Source organism: uncultured Nostoc sp. (assembly GCF_964247315.1).
GTDB lineage: Bacteria > Cyanobacteriota > Cyanobacteriia > Cyanobacteriales > Nostocaceae > Nostoc.
This window is the reverse complement of record NZ_CAXTTT010000118.1, coordinates 1-22,581: the sequence shown is the minus strand read 5'-3', so window position 1 is coordinate 22,581 and position 22,581 is coordinate 1. Positions and strand designations below refer to the sequence as shown.

Here is a 22,581-nt window from a genome sequence, read left to right as displayed (position 1 = left end):
GGGATTACATCACAAGAGCTTTATTAAGTGCAACTTCATAGAGAATTGGTATTAGGCATAGGTAATAACAGAATTATTTTTACAGTCGATATTGATTCCAAAGACATCGAAATTTACGCCATTGGTGCGAGAGGAGATGTTTATAAAAATTAATTGGTAATTTAATAACTGGGAATTAGCAAAGTAATTCTGGAAAATACACTGAGGCTTGGAATTGCTAAATAAAGTAATATTTTAATCAAGTATTTGTACTGTGTATTATGTTTAGGACTCTATCATTTGCTTTAGTTACAGCTACCGTTATAGTTACATCAATCAATAATCCCAGTGCCACTTTAGCTCGAACTTGTGCTTCTAAGTGTGGGTCGCACCCAATTCAGTTTACACCTGGGCAACACATCCGAGTTGAAGTTATAAATAGCACACCAAACCTGATTAAAATTCAAAAACCCTCCGGGACTGATGCAATATCCTTGAGTCCAGGGCAGAAATTAAATTTAGAACAAATAGAAGGTACAGAACCAAATACATCTCTGATATTTTGGAGCGAAACAGGTTTATCACTACAAGCAATTGTCTCCAAATTTAACTTTGGCACATTGCGGCTGGAACTGCGTCCAACTTTGCGCTCTCCAGGCGATCGCTCGTTATATATTATGGATGATGGTAAGATAAACGTGTTTTAGATAGCAAATTAATGTTATTAGTTATGAGTTGAGAAACAACTTTCAATTCAACACTCATAACTGAAAACTCCTAACTTTTATTGTGCTAGACCGAGCTGTATCTGAAGTATCAAAGCCTCGCAGGCGCTTACCCAATCAGCGCTGGCAGATTTATCCACAAAAACCAGAATTTGCTCAAAATCTGGCGGTTTTGACAAACATTTCACCGATTGTCAGCCAGTTGTTGATTAATCGGGGTATGGAAACACCAGAACAGGTACAAGCATTTTTAGCTCCAGAGTCTTTAATTTTGCCTTCGCCGTTAGAAGATTTCCCAGATTTGGCAATTAGTTTGGAGTTGTTGCAAAATGCGATCGCTTCTCAAACAAAGATTGCTATTTGTGGTGACTACGATGCTGATGGAATGACCAGCACTGCTCTACTTTTGCGTAGTCTCCGCACTTTAGGCGCACAAGTAGATTATGCTATTCCCAGCCGGATGCACGAAGGCTACGGTATTAATAAACGCATAGTTGAAGAATTCCACAGCGAAGGTGTGGGATTAATTCTGACTGTAGATAATGGTATCTCTGCGTTTGAACCAGTTGCTAGAGCTAGAGAACTTGGTCTTGCAGTGATTATCACCGATCATCATGATATTCCCCAAAAATTACCACCAGCTAACGCTATCCTCAACCCCAAACTAATAGCTGAATCCTCACCTTATCGGGGTGTTGCTGGTGTTGGTGTTGCCTACATCTTGGCAGTTTCTCTAGCACAACAGCTAGGCCAGACTAAGGGCTTGATCCAGCCGATGCTAGCCCTATTTACATTGGGAACGATCGCAGATTTAGCTCCCTTAACTGGCGTAAATCGCCGTTGGGTAAAACGCGGTTTACAGCATTTACCCAAATCCCATTTAGCTGGAGTGCAGGCCTTAATTCAGGTAGCTGGGGTGCAGGTGAGGGGAGAGGGAGCAGGGGAAGCAGGGGAGAAAAAATTCAATATTCCTAACTCCTCAAATCCCAAATCGCTCAAGCCTGAAGATATTGGGTTTCGCCTGGGGCCGCGAATTAATGCTATTGGTCGGATTGGTAATCCCCAGACTGTAATTGAATTGCTGACTACAGATGATATGGGAGTGGCGCTGGAAAGAGCAATGCAGTGCGAACAAGTCAACGCCTCTCGACAGGAGATGTGTCAGCAAATAGAACAAGAAGCGATCGCTTATGTAGAGACAAAATTTGTTGCTTCTCTACAAAATGACCGTGTATTAATTGTTGTTCAACCCAATTGGCATCATGGCGTTATTGGCATAGTCGCCTCCCGCTTGGTGGAACGCTACGGTGTCCCTGTGTTTATCGGGACTTATGAAGATGAGGGACATATACGCGGTTCTGCACGCTCAATTCCAGAGTTTCATGTGTTTGAAGCTTTGGAATATTGTCACGATTTACTAGGCAAATTTGGCGGACACAAAGCAGCTGGGGGATTCTCTCTACCAGCAGAGAATTTACAAGTTTTGCGATCGCGTTTGATTGAATTTGCTAACCAGTGTCTTGAACCCCAACATCTCAAACCTCTGCTCAAAATTGATGCCGAAATCAACCTCAATCACATCAATCAGCAGCTTTATCAACAGCTTAATGCTCTACATCCCTGTGGTATGGACAACCCCGATCCAATTTTCTGGACACCTAATGTCCAAGTGGCTGAGCAAAAAATCGTTGGTAAGGGTCATATCAAACTAACAGTTGCCCAAACTATTGATAATCAGGAGTATAAAATCAAAGCGATCGCTTGGCGTTGGGGCGACTATTTCCACCTACCATCGCGAGTGGATATCGCTTACAAATTACGAGAAAATGACTTTAACGGTAACACCAGCATCGAGCTAGAGTTAATCGGTGTCAGATTGCCAATTCGGCTTCAACAATTTTTTGTTTCGCCACCTATTCAGTCAAGCACCATATTTGAATACAACCAGCGACAATATACTTGTGGTTTCTATAAAAACGGTATTGAAGCAGAATTAAGAATTAAAAATTCTGAAGGGAAAGTATTAGCCATGCAGCCAGGACAGATGATTGGTTTACTGGGCACTAATCGTCAAAATGCCAAAGAAGTTGATATCTCTCGACCACAGTATGACAACATTATTCAAGCTGCCCTTCAGGCATTATCAGTACTGAGTGCTGAGTTATGAGTTATGAGTTATGAATTTTTAATTAACTTCTGACTCCTAACTCTTAACTGTTAACTACTTAGTCAGCACTCAGTACTCTTATAGGTTGCCGTTGCGAAATGCCAGCAAAAAGATTACCACTGGCCCAGCAATTACAATTAGCGCCACGGACAGCAATTGGAAAATAACTTCCCAATTAATACTGGTAAAAGCGTTAAACAAAGAGTCAAACATTTTTCCTTTTCTCCTTCCAATAGTCTTAAAAAATTCAATAACTTAATTAGATAACCCGAAATCGATCATATATGGCTATGGGCTGTTAGATTTAATTTACTTAACAAAATTATAAGAAAAGACATAAAAACGTAAAATAAAGGGATTGGGAATGGGGCATTGGGCATGGGGGATTGATCAATAGTTCTTCTTCCCCTGCTCCCCAGTTCCCAGTCCCCAGTCCCCATTCCTCATCCCCAATCCCCATTTCCCAATCCAAAATGTCAACTTGGCAATGTGTAAAGCAATGTGGAGCCTGCTGTAATCTCGATCCAGCAGAGCGTCCAGACTTGGAAGAGTATCTCTCTCCACCAGAACTAGAACTCTACCTCAGCATGGTAGGCGAAGGAGGATGGTGCGTTAATTTCGACCACACCACGCGAGAATGTCGTATCTACCCCAATCGTCCGCGCTTCTGCCATGTGGAATCAGAAGTGTTTCAAGATATGTATGGGGTTAAACCAGAAGAAGTTAACGATTTTGCTATTGACTGCTGTCGCCAGCAAATAGAAGGAGTTTATGGCGATCGCAGTTTAGAAATACTACGCTTCGACAAAGCTGTTGGCCTTTGACACCCAACCTCCTTTTTTGTGTGGGTTGCAATTTATGACAAAAATCTGAGAAAATGATAGAAATATGAAAACACCCTAGCAACCAAAACTACTGCTTGTGAAACTTGATTCTGCACCTTTGGAGATTTCTGGCATATCTCACACTGAGATCGAGCTAGAACTAGAAGACAGCAATGATTTTAACTTAACTCCCGCGATCGCTTCGTCAGTTCAGCCTGTAATTGCCGATAGTCCTCAAAAGCAGCAATCAGCGCTAGTAATTTTTGGTACAACTTTTGTAACTATTTTTCTAGCAGAAATTGGAGATAAAACTCAGCTATCCACTCTGTTAATGAGCGCACAATCTCATTCGCCGTGGGTGGTATTTATCGGATCTGCGGCGGCGCTAATAACTACCAGCTTATTAGGTGTGCTTTTAGGTAGTTGGATAGCCAATCGACTCAGCCCAAAAACTGTAGAAAAATCAACCGGCGTAATGCTGTTGGTAATTTCTCTAATGCTCTTTTGGGATGTATTTACTATTCATTAGTCATTGGTCATTGGTCATTAGTCATTAGTAAAATTCCCCACTTTCCCTTAATTATATGGATTGGCATCTATTAGGACTGAGCTTTATTACGGTTTTTTTATCAGAATTGGGTGACAAAAGTCAGCTAGCAGCGATCGCACTTTCAGGACGTTCTAATTCTCCACGTGCAGTATTTTTTGGTGCAGCAGGCGCATTGCTGTTGACAAGCCTGTTGGGATCGTTAGCAGGGGGCGCAGTAGCCGAATTATTACCTACACGCGTGTTAAAAGCGATCGCGGCTGTAGGATTTGCCATTCTTGCTGCACGCCTGCTGTTATTTAACAATGAACCATCAGCAGATTCTGAGCAAACACCTTAGAGAAGAATCCAGAATCCAGGAATCAGAATTAGTGTGGGGGATTGGAACGCGGCAAGGTTTTAAACCAATCTCACTTAACCAGACTTGAATTCTGACTCCTGAGTTCTGAATTCTTCTTTACAAATGTTCCCAAGCAGTTCCTTTGTAGCCGTATTGAAAAATTTCTGGATGCAAAATTTCTGCCAAAATTTCTAGAGAATCTACCAGTCGCGGCCCTGGACGATTGAAGTAAGAATTGCCATCAGTAATGTAGACTCTACCAGTTTCGGTAGCGTGTAGTTTTTCCCACTCTGGACGTTGAGTTAATAACTTGGCTTCTTGGTGAGTGCGATTTAAATCAAACCCACAAGGCATAAAAACAATTACATCTGGATTAGTTGTTAATAGCGTTTCCCACGGCAAGATCGGAGAAGGCTGACCTGTAGCGCAAAATAGAGACTGTCCTCCTGCTAAGTTAACTAATTCAGGAATCCAATTAGCGGCGACCATCAAAGGATCGATCCACTCGATACAGGCAACAGTAGGCAGTTCATTTAAAGAAAGTCCTTGAATTTTTTGCTGACAAATTTTGACGCGAGCTTCTAAATTTTCTAAGACTTTTACCGAGTCTACACTAAAGGTGTTGCCGACTCGCTCAATGTCAGCCCAAACATCCTGGAGAATATTGGGTTGTAAAGAAATAATCTGAGGTTTACTGTCAATGAGTGTAGCAACTGCCTTTTCAACATCATGTAAACTGACAGCACAAACGTCGCACTGGTCTTGAGTGAGAATGTGGGTAGGCTGCAATTGCTCTAAAACATCTGTTTTAATTTCATAAATGCTAAGAGCAGATTGCAATAAACTGTTCACTTCGTCATGAATTTGGCTGCTGGAGGCATTAGTGTTTAAACGTGCTTGGGTACAAATGGGGCGATTGAGGATTTCTGGAGGGTAATCGCATTCGTGCGATCGCCCCACAATAGCATTAACCAATCCTAGTGTCGCTAAAATCTCTGTTCCACCAGGAATCAGGGAAACAATTCTCACATCACTATCTGTCATCACTTCACCTCCACAAAAGCTGCCGTTACCTTAAGTTTGGCAGAATTTGAGTCATTAGGTATCTTTCTCTAGGAGAATCAAGGGTATTTTGCTAGTCAATACTAAGCAAGAAGTTGAACTGGGGATTGGGTATTAAGAAGAGTCTTTAACACTCCCCAGTCCCAAATTAAAAATACTATACTACTTAATACTACTTGCTAGTAGAATTACTTGATAGTGAAATTATTTGAAATGCTAATTATCCCCTGGCAAAAATCACTAGTATGAAGTAATAGAAGTAATGAGCAAAATCTAGCTTATAACTAATTAACCAGAATCATAAAATTTGATTAGAAAAATTATACTTTCCGGTTATGAAAAACTATACCAAGTAATTGTAGTTATACAAAGATAGTTCTACTTTTTCCGTAGAACTGCAAGTCCAAATTATTTCTTCTTGAGGGCAACTAATGCAGGTCGTGTCAACTAGAGATATTACAGAGCACAACCAGGCCCAAGAGGCTTTACGAATCAGAGAAAATAGTCGGCGAAAACAAAGCCAGGCGCTTGTGCAACTGGCAAGAAGCAAGACATTTCAGCAAGGTAATCTCAATGCGGTGTTGAGGGAAATCACAGAAACTGCTGCTCAGACGCTGTTAGTAGAGCGAGTGGGGGTATGGTTATATAATGAAGAACGTTCAAAAATTGAATGCATTAATTTGTATGATGTCAGGACTAAGGAGCATACCTTTGGTAACTCGCTTTTAAAAACAAATTTTCCTGCTTATTTCCAGGCTTTAGAAGAGGAACGTACCATTGCCGCAGATGATGCCAGAAACGACACCAGAACCCAAGAATTATCTGAGTCTTATCTTTCAGTTTTGGGCATCACATCTATACTAGATGCACCAATTTGGCTAGAGGGCCATTTGGTAGGCGTAGTGTGTCACGAACACATAGGCGAAGGTCGCCAATGGACTTTAGAAGAAGAGAGTTTTGCTGGCTCAATTGCAGATTTTGTGACGCTGGCTATAGAAACGAGCGAGCGAAACGTCGTACAGGAAGCACTGCGACAGAGTGAGGCACAATTTCGGGCGATTTTTGAGCGTTCCTCTATCGGCATTGGACTTATAGATATGAAAGGGCAAATAGTCGATACTAATCTGGCATTGTGCGAGATTTTAGGATACAGCCGAGAAGAGTTGTACGGCAAGTGCTTTACAGATTACATTTCCATAGAAAAGGAGGATTTAAAACTATACAAACAATTGATGTCAGGAATTCGCACAGATTTAAAGAGAACTTCGAGGGACGGTTTACAACCCTCCAAACATCAGAAACAGCTTGTCGAAAGACATCGTATTGAGATAGAAAGACGCTGCCAGCATCAAAATGGCAGCTTAGTTTGGACTCATCTCTCTGTTTCTGTTATACCAGGCAGCAATGGTGAACCTGAGTTTTTTCTAGCGATGATTGAGGATATTACTGAACGTAAGCAAACAGAGTTGAAACTACGTGCCTCTCAAGAAGCAGCAGAAGCTGCCAGTCGGGCAAAAAGTGAATTTTTAGCAACCATGAGCCATGAGTTGCGAACGCCTCTCAATGCGATTATGGGTTTGTCACAGTTACTGCAACAAGAAATAGTTGGCTCTCTGAATGAAAAGCAGAACGAATATGTAAGTTGTATATATAGTAGTGGCGAACATCTGCTGGCAGTGATTAACGATATCCTTGACTTATCAAAGGTAGAAGCAGGTAAAGAGGAACTGTTACTGTCGCCTTTGTCAGTGTCAGACTTATGTAATTATGCCATCTGGACAGTGCGCGATCGCGCCTCAGAAAAGGGATTGCAACTTACACATAAAATTGACCTAGAAGCGGATATTTGTGTTGCTGATGAGCGGCGCATCAAGCAAATGCTACTCAACCTACTGACTAATGCCATTAAATTCACCCCAGCAGGTAAAGTATCGCTGCTAGTCAAAAAAGTACCGCAAGGGATAACGTTTATAGTTTCAGATACTGGCATTGGTATAGACTCAAGTCAGTTTCAATTTCTATTTGAACCGTTTCAACAGCTTGATAGTCGGTTAAATCGGCAGTATGAAGGTACGGGTTTGGGTTTAGCCTTGACGCGCAAACTAGCGCGCTTACATGGTGGAGATGTTACCTTTACATCAACTTTAGGAAAAGGCAGTCAGTTCACTCTGTTTCTACCAAATCCAGAGCGTCTGGAAAATGAGGTAGATGAGACAAATGAGATAGATGAGGTAGATGAGACAGAAGAGGAAGCAAATTTTACCTCGTCCTCCTTGTTCTCATCTTCTCCAGTCATCTCTACAAATAAAACTATTTTGCTTGTAGAAGAAGAGGAAAACACAGCAACAGTGTTGCAAGATTATCTCCACACAATTGGCTACCAAGTCAAGTGGATAGATAATGCTAACAACTTTTTACAACAGGTACAAAGCCTCCAACCAGATTTAGTTTTTTTTGATTTCCAATTAGTAAAAGATGTTCATATCTGGAATTTGCTGAATATCCTTAGAAAAGAACCTTATCGGAAACATTTACCGATTGTAATGATGACTTGTAGCGAACCTTTAGAAGGGGAAATTGCCACGCTACCAGGTAGTCTTAGTGACTACCTCATTAAGCCAATTCGGATAGTCCAGTTAGAGTCAATTCTGATGAAATATTTGAGTTAATTGCTCATAAAAATGCATTTTTGTACGAACAATTAGTGAAAATTTTTTACTATATTCACTTTGACTGTGTAAATATTTTTCTCATTTTCACATGGGGAATACTAGCTTCTTCAAATATTTCTCCTTCTTCTAAAAAATCAAGTTTTTTGTATAAATTTTTCACATATTCTTGAGCATGAATTACGACTTCTGGAATATTTTGGTTAGCTATCACCTGTAGGGCATTTTCCATAATTTTCTTACCAATACCCTGCCCTCTAACTGTCGATAAAACAGCTAACCTTTCTATTTTGGCAGTTTTATCATCTAAATATCTGATTCTGACAGTACCCACAGCTTCCATATTTAAATAAGCAATTAGATGATCGGATATTTCATCTTTGCCATCAAATTCTAAAGCAGGATCTACCCCTTGCTCTTCTTGAAAAACTGATTTTCTAATTGCTTTAATTGCCGGAAAATCTTTAGGTAATTCAGCAATTTTTATAACTAAATTACTCATTAAACTCTTTTTGATGTTACTACCTATTGTAGTTTAACGTAAGTTTGATACACCTCTCCCTGCTTTGAACGAAAGTGTAAGCCTGTCCCTCTGTGAGTCGGAGAAGGAGGGTTTTACGCAGTAAAATCAGGGAGAGGTGTTTTGAGTGTGCTAATTAGACGGACACTATATTAGCCGTGGAATTGACGTTAGTTTAATCTGCTCCTTCAATTGGTGCAAAACCTTGACGTTGAATATTTTCTGTCACCGCGCGTGGTTCTAAAAATTGTAGTAAGTAATCAGGGCCGCCTGCTTTAGAACCGACTCCAGAAAGTTTGAATCCACCAAAGGGTTGCCGTCCAACGATCGCTCCGGTAATATTGCGATTGATGTACAAATTCCCGACTTCAAACTCTGTCTGCGCCTGCTGAATGTGCGTAGGTGTTCTAGAATAAAGTCCGCCAGTTAAGGCATAATTTGTACCGTTGGCGACTGCTAACGCTTCCTGGAAATCTTTCACCCGAATTACCGCCAGCACAGGGCCAAAAATCTCTTCCTGGGAAATTACCGCATTTGGTGATACTTCACTAAAAATAACTGGCCCGATAAAATATCCTTGTTCGGGTGCTGGTAATTCCAACGCCACTTCTGCTGATTGGCGACCTATCTCAATATACTTCTGGATGCGATCGCGGGCATTAGCATCAATTACCGGCCCAACTTGTGTACTTGGTAACTCTGCTTCCCCAATGTTCAAGGATTTTGTCGCTTCTACCAACCGTTGCACAAAGGCATCATAAATCGGTTCCAGCACAATTACTCTAGAAGCAGCAGAACATTTTTGTCCACTGTAACCAAATGCTGACTGCACTATCCCCACAACAGCTTGGTCTAAATCAGCACTTTCATCAACAATAATGGCATTCTTACCACCCATTTCAGCAATCACCCGTTTCATGTGCTTTTGTCCGGGTTTCAAAATTGCCGCCTCTGCGTAAATTTTACAACCGACTTCCTGGGAACCTGTAAAAGCAATTACATGAGTATCTGGATGATTTACCAAATGAGCGCCGACTTGCGAACCCTTGCCAGGTACGTATTGAAATACACCTTTGGGAAAACCAGCATCTACCAAGATTTCTGTGAGTTTCGCTGCAATCACAGAAGATGTTTCCGCAGGTTTGAGGAGAGTGCAATTGCCGGAAACCAAAGCTGCAACAGTCATTCCACAAGCAATCGCTAGCGGAAAATTCCAGGGAGAAATTACCACAGCAATTCCCCGTGGCTGGTAAATATAATGATTAGTTTCACCAGGTATGTCGTAATTCACACCTTTGTCTAACCGTTCTATCTCATCAGCGTAGTAACGACAAAAGTCTATCGCTTCCGAAACCTCTCCATCAGCTTCCTTAACTGGTTTCCCAACTTCCAAAACTATCCAAACTGAAAGTTCAGCGCGGCGGAGTTCCATCAAATCACCCGCTTTTCGCAAAATATCAGCGCGTTGTTTAGCTGGTGTTTTCTTCCATTCAGGAAATGCCGCTTTCGCAGCTTGCATCGCCTGTTCTGCTTGTTCAACGCTAATCAACCCAACTTTACCAATTACCTCACTGAACTTAGATGGATTGAGAGAATCAACAAATTCCGGTGGATTAACATATTCTCCATTAATTAGCGGTAAATAAGTTTTACCAAGTTGTTGGCGAACATTTTGGAAAGCTTGCGCGGCTTTCATTCTCACCTCTTCCTCAGCATAATCGGTATCAGCAGCACCAAGGAAATGAGAGTGAGGAGTTTGAAGAGACGCGATTAATCGCGTCTGTACGTTCTTCTCTTCTTTGACAATTGGCGCTGCTAATAATTCCTCAATCGGACGATTTTCGAGATTTTGCCGTAAAAAAGAACTATTAGCCGTATTTTCCAACAACCGCCGAATTAAATACGCCATCCCAGGTAATAATTCACCGTAAGGACAGTAAACTCTTACCCGATAACCTTTATCAACCAACGCCTTGGCAACTTTATCACCCATACCGTAGAGGACTTGCAATTCAAAGCGACGGCGAGGGACATTTAAACTTTCAGCTATGGCAATGGCGCGAGAGTGCGATCGCACATTATGGCTACCAATGGCAGAATAGACATATTGATGATTTTCTAACAACAACTGAGTGATGGTTTCAAAGTTAGCATCAGTTGCGGCTTTGTCGTTGTAAACTGGCTGTTTCCAATGCTTTTGGGCTGCTTTAATCGTTTCTTGATCCCAATATGCGCCTTTCACCAAGCGAATTGTTAAGGGATAACCGCGCTGTTTCAACCAAGAAATTACGTCTTCAGTATCTTGTTCGCTATCACGCAGATATGCCTGAATTGTCATGCCAATATCTGTACGTTGCCGAAACTCTTCTTCTAGTAAGAGTTTTTTCAAGATGCTGAGAGTTATGTCTTTATAAGCATACTGTTCCATATCAAAATGGACAGCTGCACCTAATTCTTTAGAACGACGTAAGAGAATACGAATGCGATCGCTAACTTTATCCTCACTACCTTTAGCATCTAATGGGTCAAATTGCGAATAAAATGCCGTTAACTTCACAGAAACCTGAACTTTTGGAATTACTTCGCCATCAGCCTCATCAATCGCTGGGATAGCTGCCCAATTCTTTGATGCTTCCACCAATTGTTGCATTAATTCTAGATAGCGTTCTAGATAAGACTGCGCTTCTGCTTCGGTAATTACGGCTTCACCAAGTAAGTCGATGGTGAAAGCCATTTTCTCTTTTCGCAGTCGTTCAACTGTTTTGATGACTTGTTTAATATTTTCCCCAGAAATATATTTATGGGCAAGAGTCTCAACTGCTGTCCCAACAGTTGTAGCAGCAACTTGTCCTGGCATAGAGTCGGGGTTAGCAAAGTTTAGCATCCCCTTCAAAGCTGTCGGTAATTCTACAGATTCATCGCCTAAATATTCTTGTAAATGTGAGGCAATTTCTGATTTACTGTGCAAAGCAGGTAGCGTATCTATAAAGCGAAATAGTTGCACCCGTAAGCCAGGGTTACTCATCGCCCAAGCTAGTAATTTATCATCCCAACGCATTTGATCCCGCAGGGAAGAAAAAAATGAACGATTTTCCTGCGTTGCTGCTAGAAGTTGTTTAGCAATTTCTTGGGTTTTAGCTTCGTAGGTGCTTGTTTGTACTTGTAATACCACTGATAAGAAACTCCGTTAATCAAGGCAAGGCTTTTTGTACAAAGCCTGTGTCTTCTATTTTGACGCTTTCATTTAGCTGTCACCATTATGCGGAATTTGTAATTCCCATAGCGCAAGGATTCCATTGATTTTGAATGATGTACTTACGCCGTGCGTTCTAGGGACTTGCAATTAAAAAATATTCCATCATAGAGGCATTGCGCCCCGACGACAGATGTGGATTAAATAAATAAAAACTGCTGTAAACTCTACTATGACAACGCACTTAACAATGCTCGCTTAAATTCAGCTGCATTCTTAAAGTGAATTTCTGGCTTATCCACCAACGCCAAATCAATCACCTGCGCTAGAGGTTGCATAATTGTTGCATCTCGTTGGCGAATTGGTATGGGATTATTCTGTAAAACTGCCAGAAAGGGATCGCCTGTGAAGTTGCGAGGAAAACAACCTGTCAGCATATTGTACAGACAAGCCGCAACTGCCCAAATATCTACCTCCGGTTGGGCATATTTAAAGTTAAGCACCTGCTGTCGCGGCATGAAAACAGGAGTACCTGCTTGAGTCCCAGTCAAAGTTTGACCACTTAAACCAGCCAAGTCAAAGGCCTTAGATAAGCCGTAATCACCGATTTTAGCCACCAGTTTTCCGTCAATCTTAGTCAGGAAGATGTTACTCGGTTTGAGGTCACGGTGAACTATACCTTTACCTTTGCCAAACTTCCCATTAGCCAGTTTGACATAAGGAAGTTCAACATTGTGGGCATATTCTAAAGCGTCTAAAATTTGGAGAATAATCGGTACAGCAATATCAACAGACAATCGCCCACCCAGTTGTTGCATGAAATCCCATACACTACCGCCCTCACAATATTCCATTGTAAAAAAGAAGATGATTTCCGAGAAGCTACAATCCATCAGTTGCACTACATGAGGATGTTGCAAAGCCTTGGTGTTTTCTGTCTCTCGAAGAAACATCTGCACAGCAAACTCATTCGCCGCCACCGCTGGTAACATTACTTTTAGGGCTATGAACTTGCCAGACTGATTATGCTGTGCTAAATAAACTTCTCCGAATTCACTAGTGCTGAGGAGTTTGACAAGATTATAACCGTTAATTGCTTTGAGGTTGCGATCGCCACTCTCAGCCAAATTCAGAAAGTATTTGATGATGTCTAAGAAATAAGCCTGTTGTACTGGGTTATTTTTGACAGTAACATCATCAGGAATGAGGGTTAGTGGATTTACTTCTTTTTGGTGTACTTCTATACTAACTTTAAAAATAGTGTGACCTAAGTTGATTTCGTCACCTGTTTGTAAGTCATACTCTGGAAACTGGAATTTTACAGCTTCTTCAGCCGTTTGATTTGGTTGGCGTTGGCCGATGTTTTTACCGTTAATGTAAGTGCCATTTTTACTACCAAAGTCCCGCACTCGAATATTGGGAGGATTAATATCCAGTAGACAGTGATAGCGGGAAATGCCCCGATGATTTTCATCATCTGGTAACTGAGGATTGCAATCTGGACTTCTACCGATGATGCAGCTAGTGCGGCAGTCAAAAATATATTCCTGTCCTAATAATTGTCCTTGGATAACGGTAAGAATGATTTTAGCTGTCATCTGAACAATAAAAAATTAATGTCCAAGATGGTAGCTTACCTGTATCAGATATCACAGTGTTGAACCACTGATGTCCCGCAAAGTCTCTGAGATTAAATCCGGTTGAATACTGATTACAAATCTTGATGGGAAAGAAAACACCCACAACTCCACATAAAACCATGATTAAGGAGGGGGAGGTGTCCATAAGGTGCATTTAAATTCCAAGTACACAGGTGTCTGGAGTATAATACTCATTTTCCATCTTTTTTCCAACCGACGCGATCGGCAAAAGTTTGCCAAGTTTTTTTGTCGTAATTTCTAGTTCCACCCAGACTTTGATGAATGCGCTTTTGCACCGAAAAACCAAAGCGTCTATCGCTGTATTTTACCCACAACTTGTCAATAGTACGGATGTCCTCACAGGGAAAGTCGTGAATGTCTTGAGGGCGAAACCAGCCTTCCTTTTCTTTTTTAGGGACTGCTAACATAACTCGCGTCGCCTCTTCATTTGCTTCTTTCCACTCTCCATCTGCTAGTAAATCTCGCAATCGAGTGTAATCTATGCCCACAGCAGAGATTAACTTCATCTCAGACGATTTTTCTCCAGACTCCGGCACCGATTTTAGACCTTTTTAGGATGGCAATGCTATATGTTTAACAATCCAATCCTTTACTCTGTCGCTAATTTTAGGATTAAATTGCTTTGGCAACACTACAGTCATGCTTTCCTCTGATTTTTCTTTATCTATTCCCAGCAATGCTTTAGACTCTGACGCTAGACTTGGACAATATGGGTATGACTGCATCTGGCTAACCGCAACGCTTCATTGACAAATTTTACCTGTCTCTGCTGAAAGTCTTCTTTACTTTGCTGAATATGGTTGAGGGTTTTGATAACAACTAATTTACCTGTAGCCTGTTCTATGGCGCTATAAGTGACACCAAAGCCACCGCCACCAAGGACTTTTTGTATAATGAATCTTCCGTTGTCCAGATATTGATTGGGCGTCCAAAGTTTCATTGATTTATAACTTGATTTATAACTTGTAAATATATCCGTGTAAACTCATTCCCAACCCTTCGCCGCAAGTAAGGGGAGGAAATTTTTTCTCTCTTTCTCCTAGCAGAGTTAGAAGGTGAGGTTCTACTTGAAGTCTTCTATTGCTGTTTTAACAACATGTACTTATTTTTTCCAATACTCAGAATGGGTATACTGCCTCTATGCCTACAGAAAACTTTATGGATATTTTATTTTATAACTGGCAACATACACTCCAACCCTTTGGCGTTGACCAGGTAGCGGCTGAGAAAGCCTTTAATCTCTTGGTTGAAGCTTACTCTACCCCTAGTCGCTATTACCATACACTGAAACATATTGATCGCGTCCTTAGCATAATTCAGATTTTGCAAGGCTACGCCAACAACCTAGCTGCTGTTCAACTAGCTGCCTGGTTTCACGATGTAGTGTATGACACTGAAGCTAAAGATAACGAAGAACGAAGTGCAGACTATGCTTTTGAGTTGCTGAGTAATTTAGGTATTCCAGAAAGTACTATAACTACTGTCACCCGTCTGATTCTGAACACTAAAGACCACCAAGCTGCGATAAATGATTACGATAGCCAAGTCCTACTTGATGGAGATTTAGCGATTTTGGCTACTAACCCAATTGATTATCAAAAATACGCCCATGCCATTCGTCAGGAATATGGGTGGGTGGCAGAGGCAGAGTATATCACAGGTCGTCAGCAAGTTTTAGAACGATTTTTAAAGCGATCGCGTATTTATTTTACGCCTTTAATGTCAGAGTTTGCCGAACCATCTGCTCGTGGCAATATCCAGGCAGAAATTCAGTCTTTATCGCCTGGTTAGTTTTACAAAAACCAAGCTAAGAGGTACACGTCACATAAGAAAGATTTGGGTCTTGGAAATGGGAAATGGAAACCAGGACTTCCCATCAAAGAAGTGAATGTCAGACCAATACAACTACGGAGTTATGAAGGCTATCCCCGATGAATTGGCAGATATAACACCATACCGCAAGCGCGGTTGGTGTTAGGTAATTTACCGTCTGCCACTACCACGATGAGGTATTTCAGACACTTCAGTATCTTCTAGCTTTCTTTTCGGTGCAAACACTTCTTGATGTTGTTGCGGCTGAATTTTTTGCTGTGCAAACTTTACACGGGTACGAACTCCCAGATCGGCATCGGTATCAAGCATTTGCTGAAGTTGATTTGTAATCCGCAACGTTTGATCGGGTAAAGTGACTGCTATGGCGATCGCTAGTGTTTCTAAACTCGTCACTGCTGCATAGCGCACTACCCACTCTGGATCTTGAGAAATTAGTAATAACGCCTCTAATACCTGAATCTGAACTGATTCCACTTTCTCAGCAGGTAGTTGATGCCAGCGCAAAGTGCCTAATCCTCTGGCAGCTGCCCGCCGCACACTTAAGGAAAAATCGTTTTTAGCTGCCTCTAACAAGGTATCCAACGCCCTAACATCCCCAATTCCTGCTAAGGCACGAATAGCCCAGGCTCTAGCACTGTAGTTGTAGTCATCAATTAGTTCCAATAGTGACGGTACTGCGGCTTCCCCGATCGCAATTAGTCCATCTACTGCCGCCACTGCCGCCCCTGGATTGTTGTAGCCCAAAGCTGCAATCAGAGTGGGAACAGATTCCTCGATACCAGCTGCCGCTAACTCCTGAACTGCGTCTAATAAGCGATCCGAGGAGTCTGCTTCTTCTACAGCACGGATTAATATTTGGGCAAGGTCACTGTTGTTCATAATAATTTTTCATGAGTCATTAAGGATCTGCCAATTGTAGCTGAAGTCCTCCGTAGTTGACATCATACATAAACCCCCTAGCCCTGATTTTGCAGTTAGGTTGGGGGTTTATCTGTGGTTAACATTTGCTTTAAACGTATTAATAACAACTAATTACTGAAAAATTATGACTACAACAGCGAGTCCATCAAATTTATCACTTTAATCACACCTGCTGACAAAGTGTTTGTTGCTGTGTGGTTAACTTGATGTTCTAGTAATCCTTTCAGAGAAATTAACTTTAAGCTATTTTCAGCAAGAGTTTCGGCGATCGCATCTGCTGCGTCTAAATAGCCAATCGCTCCTAAGTCTGCTAACACTGCTCGACGCAATTGCAATTTATCTCCCGCCAGAGCTTTAACTAACCGTTCTCCATAAACTGGTTCTTGGGTTAATTGATACATGGCTCGTGCGGCAGCATATTGCACCAATTCGATTGGATGCTCCAAAAATAGTTTTACCAAAGCGATGTACTCAGTCGCTCTCAAGGCTCCTAAGGCTTCTAAAATGGCCTCGTAGGGTTGAGATAAATCAGGCTGTTTTGATATCAGCTGTTCTCCCTGCAAACCTACTTTTAATAGCTCGCTCAAGGCGGGAATACAAATCGGATCGCCCAGCATTTCTAAGGATTGTACCGCTGCTTCCCGGACATAAAAATCTGAGCAGTCTAAACACGCAATTAAAGGTGAGACTGCCTGGCGATCGCCTATTTTCCCTAAAGCCCTAGCTGCGTTCCGTCGCAGAGGATATCCGCCTTCTGGTGTTCTGTCGGCTTCATCCTCTAACGCTTTAATCAATCCTGTAACCGCCGCTGCTTCGCATATCCGAAACCTACCCAACCACCAGGCAGCATAAAAGCGCAGACCTAAATCTGCACTCTCAAGATTAGCGATCGCTTGCTCTACTGTTAAAGATTCACCATCGCCAGAGTTACCTGTCGGTGATAAATCTTCAAATTTCTGCGGACTAGAATTCATTTATGAAGAAGGAGTGCTTTGTTCGCCACTTGTTTGAGGTACAGCGTTCAATGGCTGAATGCTGACTATTTTGCCACCCAAGCGAGTGATTCGCTGCATCTCTTGATTCATCCGGTTCTCAGGTACTGTGAAAAACACAGTGGCGCTAGAACGAATAGGATAGTTAGTTTTTTCAGTTTCTTCAACTTGGCGCAGACCTACTACTTCATAGCGAAAGTAGCGACTACTCGTTCTACTACTAATTGCTCCAATCATAAAATTAATTCCCAATACTAAATCGTCATTAGTCGTTTGCCCTTAATTAATGACTATTGACTAATGACTATTGACACTAAAGAGGTTTCACACTAGCTATTTTACCACCTTGCTTTAACACTCTCTGGAAGTAACTAGATAGTTCTTCATAAGGTATAACCACCGCTTGATTGACGCGGCGTGTGCTGGGATACCCAGATCCAAAAACACCTGCTACTTCAATGCGGTAAAGTCTGCCTTCTTTACCAAAGGTTCCCGCACCACCAAAAGTACTGCTGGGGGTAACGCCTTTTTCAGAAGCAACGTATGAAAAGCCTGAAGAAGCACCAGAGGGAGGAACAACGACGGATGCACTATTGCGACCTAGTTCGCTAGCAAGGCGGGAGTCTTTGCCTTTGAGTTGGGAGGTATCGCTACTGGCATAGCCGCGATAAAGTTGGAATATCCGGGTAAATCCGACAGTTTTTTGTCCTGTTTGGGTTTCAAAGCCGCGATAGTAAGGCACTATATTTTCACCAAAGTTAGATTGATACTCTGGAGAATCGATATAAGAATCAATGTCGGCTTCATATCCCTTGGTTTGATACAAGTCTAAGTGATAGACGACATCAGACTCATCATAAGGGGCACGACCCAATAAATGTTTGTAGTTCAGTTCGATGACGCGAGTTTGGAAGTTGTCGTAGAAAAACTTCGATTTGTACAATTCTGATTTAGCTACTTGACGTACAAACTCTTGCACTGTATTTTTTCCATCGCGCAGGATAGATTCAGCACTTGTCAGGCGGTCGGACGTCAATATGTAGTTGTTACCTAATACCTGACGATAGACGGCAGCAATTACTCTCTCAATGTCTTCTTTGGTTGCATTCGGACGCAATTCCACAGGAGACTGATCGGTAAAAGGTTCTGTTCCCAGACGGGAAGCTGCTGTTGTAATAGCCATTGGTAATTTTCCCTTTGTAATTATTAATTGGTAAGGGGAGTGGAAAGTGGGGAGTTGAGAGTGGTGAAATTTCCTACTCTCTACTCCCTACTCCCTACTCCCCGCCCCGATTCCCTATTTATACGGCTGTAATGCTAATAACCTTACTGCCCTTAAGATTCAACTGCTGCAATTTGCTAGAAAGTTGTTCGTAGGGTACGATCAATTCCGCAGTACTGCGCCGTACTACAGCTGAGTATGGGGAAGCTGCTTGTAGCACTCTGATCCGGTATGTTTCGCCGCGACCACCTGTAGAGAGACCTGTTAAGGCTCCGGCAGAGACTGGGTAAATGGGTGAAGCAAGATTTTTAGCCACTTCCCAGGTTAGCCGTCCTTGTTTTTGTCCTTGAGCGCGATCGCTATTGGCATAACCCCGATACAGTTGGAACAATCGGCTATAGCCAACGTTTTTCTGTCCTACTTGACTTTTAAAGCCTCGATAGTAGGGCACAATATTTTCGCCAAAACTCTCTTGATATTCTAATGAGTCAATGTAGGAATTAATCTCAGCTTCGTAACCTTGTGAGCTGTAAAGCTCAACATGGTACGAAATCTCTGACTCATCTTCCGGGGCACGCCCCAATAAATGCTTATAATTCAGCTCGATAAACCGATTTTGGGAGTTGGAGTGGAAAAACTTATCTCGATAGAGTTCCGATTGAGCAATGGCTTGCACAAATCCCCTAACGGTGATTTCACCTTGCTGCAACAGTGATTCTGCACTCTCTAGACGCTCTCCTTCTAGTAGATATGCATTACCCAAAACCTGACGGTAAGCCGCCCGGATTACCACTGCCACATCCGCCTCTGTTCTATCTGGACGTAGTTCTACTGGCGCTGTATTTTCAAACGCTCCAATCCCTAACCTTGCTGCTTGTCCCAAAGCTGCCATCTTTAACCTCCTCAGTTTTAACTGCAAAACTGAAAACTTTTTAGAAAAATTTTTTCTAGTTTTTTAACAGTCTTTTTGAAATCAACACTCACCTTACCTAAAGTAAGACGATTTTTAAGACATCGCTGCCTTAATATCCTGTTTCCACAGGTTCCCAGGCTCACCCTACGGTTTTGGCAGTCCCTCATGGGGAAAAACCTCCAGACGTTTTCTGCCAGACAGTGCGCGTAGCTTACTTCCCCCTAGTGGAAGCGGACTCGCTCTAAGCGTTGGCGCAGCCTCTCGTAGAGAAGCTATGCCGTTGGCGTTCGCGTTAGCGTCTCTGAAAGAAAAAAGAAGGCTTTACGTTGCGCTAGCGTCAAGGAAAAAGATTGCGCTCGCTGCCTCACCACATTTGCCATAAGGGCGTAGTGATATCTCCTTACGTTATTTCGGGCGTATACTTTCCCCCAGTCTGAGGGTAGGTTTTTAAATCTTGTACTGATAAAAATATTGTGCCAATTAACGGTAGCTTAAAAGAGGCACTCAATTGCGAACTTTCTTAAAGTTGTAGCAAGTACCGTGCTACGTCGGTAGCTTTCATCCCTGTTCTAAAGCAAAAAATACAGAACTACGTTCTTCTTTCTCCAGGGTTTTCAGCTAGCTTTTCTCAAAAAACTGCCCGGAGAGGTAAACAACTCATAGAACTTACTTGTCATAAGAGCTGATTTCCTCTCCGGGCTAAAGAAACACTCTAGCTTAGAGTATTGATTACATAGTCGATGTAGGAATTTGCTTCAACACCTGGATCGCCGCTTAGACCGTGGTTAGCTTTGATGTACTTGAGAGCTTCAATGTACCAGCTAGGAGACAGGTCAAAGGTGCGGTTGATTTCAGCCAAGCCAGAAATCAAGAAATCATCCAAGGGGCCTGTACCACCAACAACTAAAGCGTATGTGATAATCCGCAAGTAGTAGCCTACATCACGTACACACTTGCTTTTGCCGCGTGCATCAGCAGCAAAGTTGGGGCCTTGTTGTTGAGTGGTGTAAGGGTACTTGTTATATACCGCTTGCGCTGCACCTTCGGTCAAGCGTTGAGCATTGGCGCTCAATGCTTTTGCTGCTTGTAAGCTAGCTGGCGCTTGGCGGAAGCGACCAAAAGCAACTTGAATTTCAGTGCTGCTGAGATAGCGACCTTGAGAATCAGCCGATGCAATTGCTTCAGTTAGAGGTGTTTTTGACATTTTGCTATTTCCCTTTCACAAACTTTATGGTTGAAATTTTGTTTTGTCCTATGGACAATTATTTAGTCAACATCAGCAATGCTTGGCTTAAGCCACAGCAGCAGCAGCACGATCAAAATAGCTAGCTATTTCAGATGACAGAGCACTGCAATCTCCTCTGGTGATGTTATTTGGATCGTTGACAATGGCCAGCGAAGCTTGTTTTAGCTTCTGAATACCAACGGCAACTGATGCTCCTGGAGTTCCCAATGCTAAATAGGTTTCCCGCAAACCATTGAGGGCACGGTCATCTAATACGCTGGAATCGCCAGCAAAGATAGCGTAGGTGATATAGCGAAGAATGATGTCCAAGTCTCTGATGCAAGCAGCTGCACGACGGCTGGTGTAAGCATTACCACCAGGAGTGATCAATTGGGGTTGTTCTGCCCACAAATCACGAGCAGCAGCAGCTACAAGAGCAGATGCATTGCTGGTAATACGGTTAACGGCATCTGTACGCTTGTTACCATCTTTGACCATTTCGCTCAATGCATCCAATTGTGCATCGGAGAGATATTCGCCGCGTGTATCAGCTTGGGAAACTACTTTGGCAAATGCATCTAAAACCATTGCGTTAAATCTCCTAATTTGCTTGGTTAAGAATAATTGAACTCAAAACTGAATGGTTCAGTTAATTTTTGATGTCAGCACTGCCTGACGAGTTACGAAAGGTTTAAAACAGACATCCACGAAATAAGTTTACGATCTCCAGGCTTTCAGATTAAAACTTTTGTTAAAAAACTTCAAACTTCTATGAATGACTGGAAAACCTGATTAAGATGTTGTTTTTTACTTCCAAGTTCTCTTTATACAATGCTCCCGTATCATTATTTATTACAAATTATTGTTATGTTTGTGAATTTTTTTTACATAACTTCATAATATTTATGTATCTATTTAGTTTACGAGCCGAGCGCTGCTTCCGTGGGAGGGCAACAAATATAGTAGTTATTGTCACTTTGTAGTTATATCTTATGTAAAATTACTCAAATTTATTTTGCCGGAAGGCAATAACGCGCTTGAATGCTTGGGGATTTTGGTCAAGAAAGCTATGACCGCCCTTAAAAACTCTAAGTACGAACCTGGTATTTGTTTGTATATCGCCTGAAGATTGTCAGGAGGAGATATGCCATCGCGATCAGCGCTCTCCCACCCGACTGCATTTAACAAAGAGTCTGCATCGGCGGCGTAATCTGCTGTAGTGTAGCGAATATCAGGTTTTGAAGTTTGACCTAGACCGCGCTGATCGTAGGCTAGGATTTCAAAGTGTGGGGCTAGTGGTGAGTCAAAAATAGTCGGCGATCGCTGCAAATCTCTTCCAATACCATTGATACTGAGCAGGCGTTGACCTGTGCCACAAATCTCACAATACATTTGTAGTTTACGAACAAATACAAATGGCATGGGTATTTTCCCTGATTATTTTCGGCGAATTTGACTGAAGGAGCGATCGCAATATCTCTAAATAAGTATCCTCCTTTAACTACCGATATGTTTTTAGGCACATTTCAGTGCAATCAGAATTCTTAAAGGGTACGTAGGCGATACCTACGGTAGGCATAGCACCCTTTAATATGTAGCATTTGTATTGCCTCAATACTGAATTCTGATTGCTGATTTCTGAGTAAATTAAGAATTACTCAGTACTTATGTACTTGGTAGAAGCCCCGCCCCTTGCGATGCCTTGAGCTTGCCGAAGGGTGGGCGGTCTTTCAACTCAGCACTCAGCACTCAGCACTCAGCACTCAGCACTCAGCACTCAGCACTCAG

The 22,581-nt window shown here is 42.1% G+C and carries 21 protein-coding genes and 1 pseudogene; 7 read left to right on the top strand and 15 right to left on the bottom strand.

Annotated features, from left to right (window positions below):
- Positions 1-260 precede the first annotated feature (260 nt).
- Complete coding sequence (locus ACFE93_RS27530) at positions 261-686, top strand: hypothetical protein (protein ID WP_375478126.1); 426 nt, start codon at positions 261-263, stop codon at positions 684-686.
- A gap of 82 nt (positions 687-768) precedes the next feature.
- Positions 769-2,871 (top strand): single-stranded-DNA-specific exonuclease RecJ, encoded by a 2,103-nt coding sequence (gene recJ, locus ACFE93_RS27525; RefSeq protein ID WP_375478124.1) that lies wholly within the window; start codon positions 769-771, stop codon positions 2,869-2,871.
- 78 nt (positions 2,872-2,949) lie between these two features.
- Here the strand turns inward: recJ and psb30 are convergent, their stop codons facing one another.
- The gene (gene psb30, locus ACFE93_RS27520; protein WP_199784655.1) at positions 2,950-3,084 is read right to left on the bottom strand and encodes a photosystem II reaction center protein Ycf12/Psb30; all 135 of its coding nucleotides are present in this window, start codon (positions 3,082-3,084) and stop codon (positions 2,950-2,952) included.
- Between the two features lie 260 nt (positions 3,085-3,344).
- On the opposite strand from psb30, the gene ACFE93_RS27515 reads away from it, so the two are divergent.
- The 3 genes from ACFE93_RS27515 to ACFE93_RS27505 all read left to right on the top strand — a co-directional run bounded on the left by ACFE93_RS27515 (position 3,345) and on the right by ACFE93_RS27505 (position 4,582).
- The gene (locus ACFE93_RS27515; protein ID WP_375478121.1) at positions 3,345-3,695 is read left to right on the top strand and encodes a YkgJ family cysteine cluster protein; all 351 of its coding nucleotides are present in this window, start codon (positions 3,345-3,347) and stop codon (positions 3,693-3,695) included.
- Positions 3,696-3,792: 97 nt separating this feature from the next.
- Positions 3,793-4,224 (top strand): TMEM165/GDT1 family protein, encoded by a 432-nt coding sequence (locus ACFE93_RS27510; protein ID WP_375478119.1) that lies wholly within the window; start codon positions 3,793-3,795, stop codon positions 4,222-4,224.
- Between the two features lie 55 nt (positions 4,225-4,279).
- Positions 4,280-4,582 (top strand): TMEM165/GDT1 family protein, encoded by a 303-nt coding sequence (locus ACFE93_RS27505; protein ID WP_099100177.1) that lies wholly within the window; start codon positions 4,280-4,282, stop codon positions 4,580-4,582.
- Positions 4,583-4,699: 117 nt separating this feature from the next.
- Here the strand turns inward: ACFE93_RS27505 and ACFE93_RS27500 are convergent, their stop codons facing one another.
- Positions 4,700-5,626, bottom strand: a complete 927-nt coding sequence (locus tag ACFE93_RS27500) for a cobalamin-binding protein (protein ID WP_375478117.1) — start codon at positions 5,624-5,626, stop codon at positions 4,700-4,702.
- 449 nt (positions 5,627-6,075) lie between these two features.
- Between ACFE93_RS27500 and ACFE93_RS27495 the strand changes: the two genes are divergently transcribed.
- Positions 6,076-8,313 (top strand): PAS domain S-box protein, encoded by a 2,238-nt coding sequence (locus ACFE93_RS27495; protein ID WP_375478115.1) that lies wholly within the window; start codon positions 6,076-6,078, stop codon positions 8,311-8,313.
- A gap of 55 nt (positions 8,314-8,368) precedes the next feature.
- Here ACFE93_RS27495 and ACFE93_RS27490 read toward each other — a convergent pair whose 3' ends face one another.
- The 5 genes from ACFE93_RS27490 to ACFE93_RS27470 form a co-directional block, all read right to left on the bottom strand.
- Entirely contained in the window at positions 8,369-8,815 is a 447-nt protein-coding gene (locus ACFE93_RS27490) for a GNAT family N-acetyltransferase (RefSeq protein WP_375478113.1), read from the bottom strand.
- A 193-nt stretch (positions 8,816-9,008) separates the two neighbouring features.
- Positions 9,009-12,005, bottom strand: a complete 2,997-nt coding sequence (gene pruA / locus ACFE93_RS27485; protein ID WP_375478110.1) for an L-glutamate gamma-semialdehyde dehydrogenase — start codon at positions 12,003-12,005, stop codon at positions 9,009-9,011.
- A gap of 251 nt (positions 12,006-12,256) precedes the next feature.
- Entirely contained in the window at positions 12,257-13,624 is a 1,368-nt protein-coding gene (locus ACFE93_RS27480) for a protein kinase (RefSeq protein WP_375478108.1), read from the bottom strand.
- Between the two features lie 233 nt (positions 13,625-13,857).
- Positions 13,858-14,223: a GUN4 domain-containing protein gene (locus ACFE93_RS27475; protein ID WP_375478106.1), complete on the bottom strand. Its 366-nt coding sequence runs from the start codon at positions 14,221-14,223 to the stop codon at positions 13,858-13,860.
- 158 nt (positions 14,224-14,381) lie between these two features.
- Positions 14,382-14,627 carry a protein kinase gene (locus tag ACFE93_RS27470; RefSeq protein WP_375478104.1) on the bottom strand — a complete coding sequence of 82 codons (246 nt, stop codon included), beginning with the start codon at positions 14,625-14,627 and terminating at the stop codon, positions 14,382-14,384.
- Between the two features lie 200 nt (positions 14,628-14,827).
- On the opposite strand from ACFE93_RS27470, the gene ACFE93_RS27465 reads away from it, so the two are divergent.
- Positions 14,828-15,478 (top strand): hypothetical protein, encoded by a 651-nt coding sequence (locus ACFE93_RS27465; protein WP_375478102.1) that lies wholly within the window; start codon positions 14,828-14,830, stop codon positions 15,476-15,478.
- A 192-nt stretch (positions 15,479-15,670) separates the two neighbouring features.
- Here ACFE93_RS27465 and ACFE93_RS27460 read toward each other — a convergent pair whose 3' ends face one another.
- The 8 genes and pseudogenes from ACFE93_RS27460 to ACFE93_RS27425 all read right to left on the bottom strand — a co-directional run bounded on the left by ACFE93_RS27460 (position 15,671) and on the right by ACFE93_RS27425 (position 22,215).
- Positions 15,671-16,399 (bottom strand): HEAT repeat domain-containing protein, encoded by a 729-nt coding sequence (locus tag ACFE93_RS27460; RefSeq protein WP_375478100.1) that lies wholly within the window; start codon positions 16,397-16,399, stop codon positions 15,671-15,673.
- A 170-nt stretch (positions 16,400-16,569) separates the two neighbouring features.
- A complete protein-coding gene (locus ACFE93_RS27455; RefSeq protein ID WP_375478098.1) occupies positions 16,570-17,415 on the bottom strand; it encodes a HEAT repeat domain-containing protein in 846 nt (281 codons plus the stop codon).
- Positions 17,416-17,439: 24 nt separating this feature from the next.
- Positions 17,440-17,670, bottom strand: a pseudogene (locus tag ACFE93_RS27450) (phycobilisome linker polypeptide); the annotation flags it as partial.
- Positions 17,671-17,746: 76 nt separating this feature from the next.
- Positions 17,747-18,616 carry a phycobilisome rod-core linker polypeptide gene (locus ACFE93_RS27445; RefSeq protein ID WP_375478096.1) on the bottom strand — a complete coding sequence of 290 codons (870 nt, stop codon included), beginning with the start codon at positions 18,614-18,616 and terminating at the stop codon, positions 17,747-17,749.
- A gap of 118 nt (positions 18,617-18,734) precedes the next feature.
- Positions 18,735-19,547 carry a phycobilisome rod-core linker polypeptide gene (locus ACFE93_RS27440; RefSeq protein WP_375478094.1) on the bottom strand — a complete coding sequence of 271 codons (813 nt, stop codon included), beginning with the start codon at positions 19,545-19,547 and terminating at the stop codon, positions 18,735-18,737.
- Positions 19,548-20,280: 733 nt separating this feature from the next.
- Entirely contained in the window at positions 20,281-20,772 is a 492-nt protein-coding gene (gene cpcA / locus ACFE93_RS27435; RefSeq protein WP_322673571.1) for a phycocyanin subunit alpha, read from the bottom strand.
- Between the two features lie 87 nt (positions 20,773-20,859).
- Positions 20,860-21,381, bottom strand: coding sequence for a phycocyanin subunit beta (locus ACFE93_RS27430; protein ID WP_104907897.1), 522 nt, complete (start codon positions 21,379-21,381; stop codon positions 20,860-20,862).
- 402 nt (positions 21,382-21,783) lie between these two features.
- Positions 21,784-22,215, bottom strand: a complete 432-nt coding sequence (locus ACFE93_RS27425) for an alpha/beta fold hydrolase (protein ID WP_375478091.1) — start codon at positions 22,213-22,215, stop codon at positions 21,784-21,786.
- Positions 22,216-22,581: the final 366 nt, after the last annotated feature.

Bases quoted from the DNA above. Each gene is read 5' to 3' on its own strand.
- ACFE93_RS27530 (WP_375478126.1), top strand. From the start codon at position 261: ATGTTTAGGACTCTATCATTTGCTTTAGTTACAGCTACCGTTATAGTT.
- psb30 (WP_199784655.1), bottom strand. From the start codon at position 3,084: ATGTTTGACTCTTTGTTTAACGCTTTTACCAGTATTAATTGGGAAGTT.
- ACFE93_RS27515 (WP_375478121.1), top strand. From the start codon at position 3,345: ATGTCAACTTGGCAATGTGTAAAGCAATGTGGAGCCTGCTGTAATCTC.
- ACFE93_RS27505 (WP_099100177.1), top strand. From the start codon at position 4,280: ATGGATTGGCATCTATTAGGACTGAGCTTTATTACGGTTTTTTTATCA.
- ACFE93_RS27500 (WP_375478117.1), bottom strand. From the start codon at position 5,626: ATGACAGATAGTGATGTGAGAATTGTTTCCCTGATTCCTGGTGGAACA.
- ACFE93_RS27495 (WP_375478115.1), top strand. From the start codon at position 6,076: ATGCAGGTCGTGTCAACTAGAGATATTACAGAGCACAACCAGGCCCAA.
- ACFE93_RS27490 (WP_375478113.1), bottom strand. From the start codon at position 8,815: ATGAGTAATTTAGTTATAAAAATTGCTGAATTACCTAAAGATTTTCCG.
- ACFE93_RS27480 (WP_375478108.1), bottom strand. From the start codon at position 13,624: ATGACAGCTAAAATCATTCTTACCGTTATCCAAGGACAATTATTAGGA.
- ACFE93_RS27470 (WP_375478104.1), bottom strand. From the start codon at position 14,627: ATGAAACTTTGGACGCCCAATCAATATCTGGACAACGGAAGATTCATT.
- ACFE93_RS27465 (WP_375478102.1), top strand. From the start codon at position 14,828: ATGCCTACAGAAAACTTTATGGATATTTTATTTTATAACTGGCAACAT.
- ACFE93_RS27460 (WP_375478100.1), bottom strand. From the start codon at position 16,399: ATGAACAACAGTGACCTTGCCCAAATATTAATCCGTGCTGTAGAAGAA.
- ACFE93_RS27455 (WP_375478098.1), bottom strand. From the start codon at position 17,415: ATGAATTCTAGTCCGCAGAAATTTGAAGATTTATCACCGACAGGTAAC.
- ACFE93_RS27445 (WP_375478096.1), bottom strand. From the start codon at position 18,616: ATGGCTATTACAACAGCAGCTTCCCGTCTGGGAACAGAACCTTTTACC.
- ACFE93_RS27440 (WP_375478094.1), bottom strand. From the start codon at position 19,547: ATGGCAGCTTTGGGACAAGCAGCAAGGTTAGGGATTGGAGCGTTTGAA.
- cpcA (WP_322673571.1), bottom strand. From the start codon at position 20,772: ATGTCAAAAACACCTCTAACTGAAGCAATTGCATCGGCTGATTCTCAA.
- ACFE93_RS27430 (WP_104907897.1), bottom strand. From the start codon at position 21,381: ATGGTTTTAGATGCATTTGCCAAAGTAGTTTCCCAAGCTGATACACGC.
- ACFE93_RS27425 (WP_375478091.1), bottom strand. From the start codon at position 22,215: ATGCCATTTGTATTTGTTCGTAAACTACAAATGTATTGTGAGATTTGT.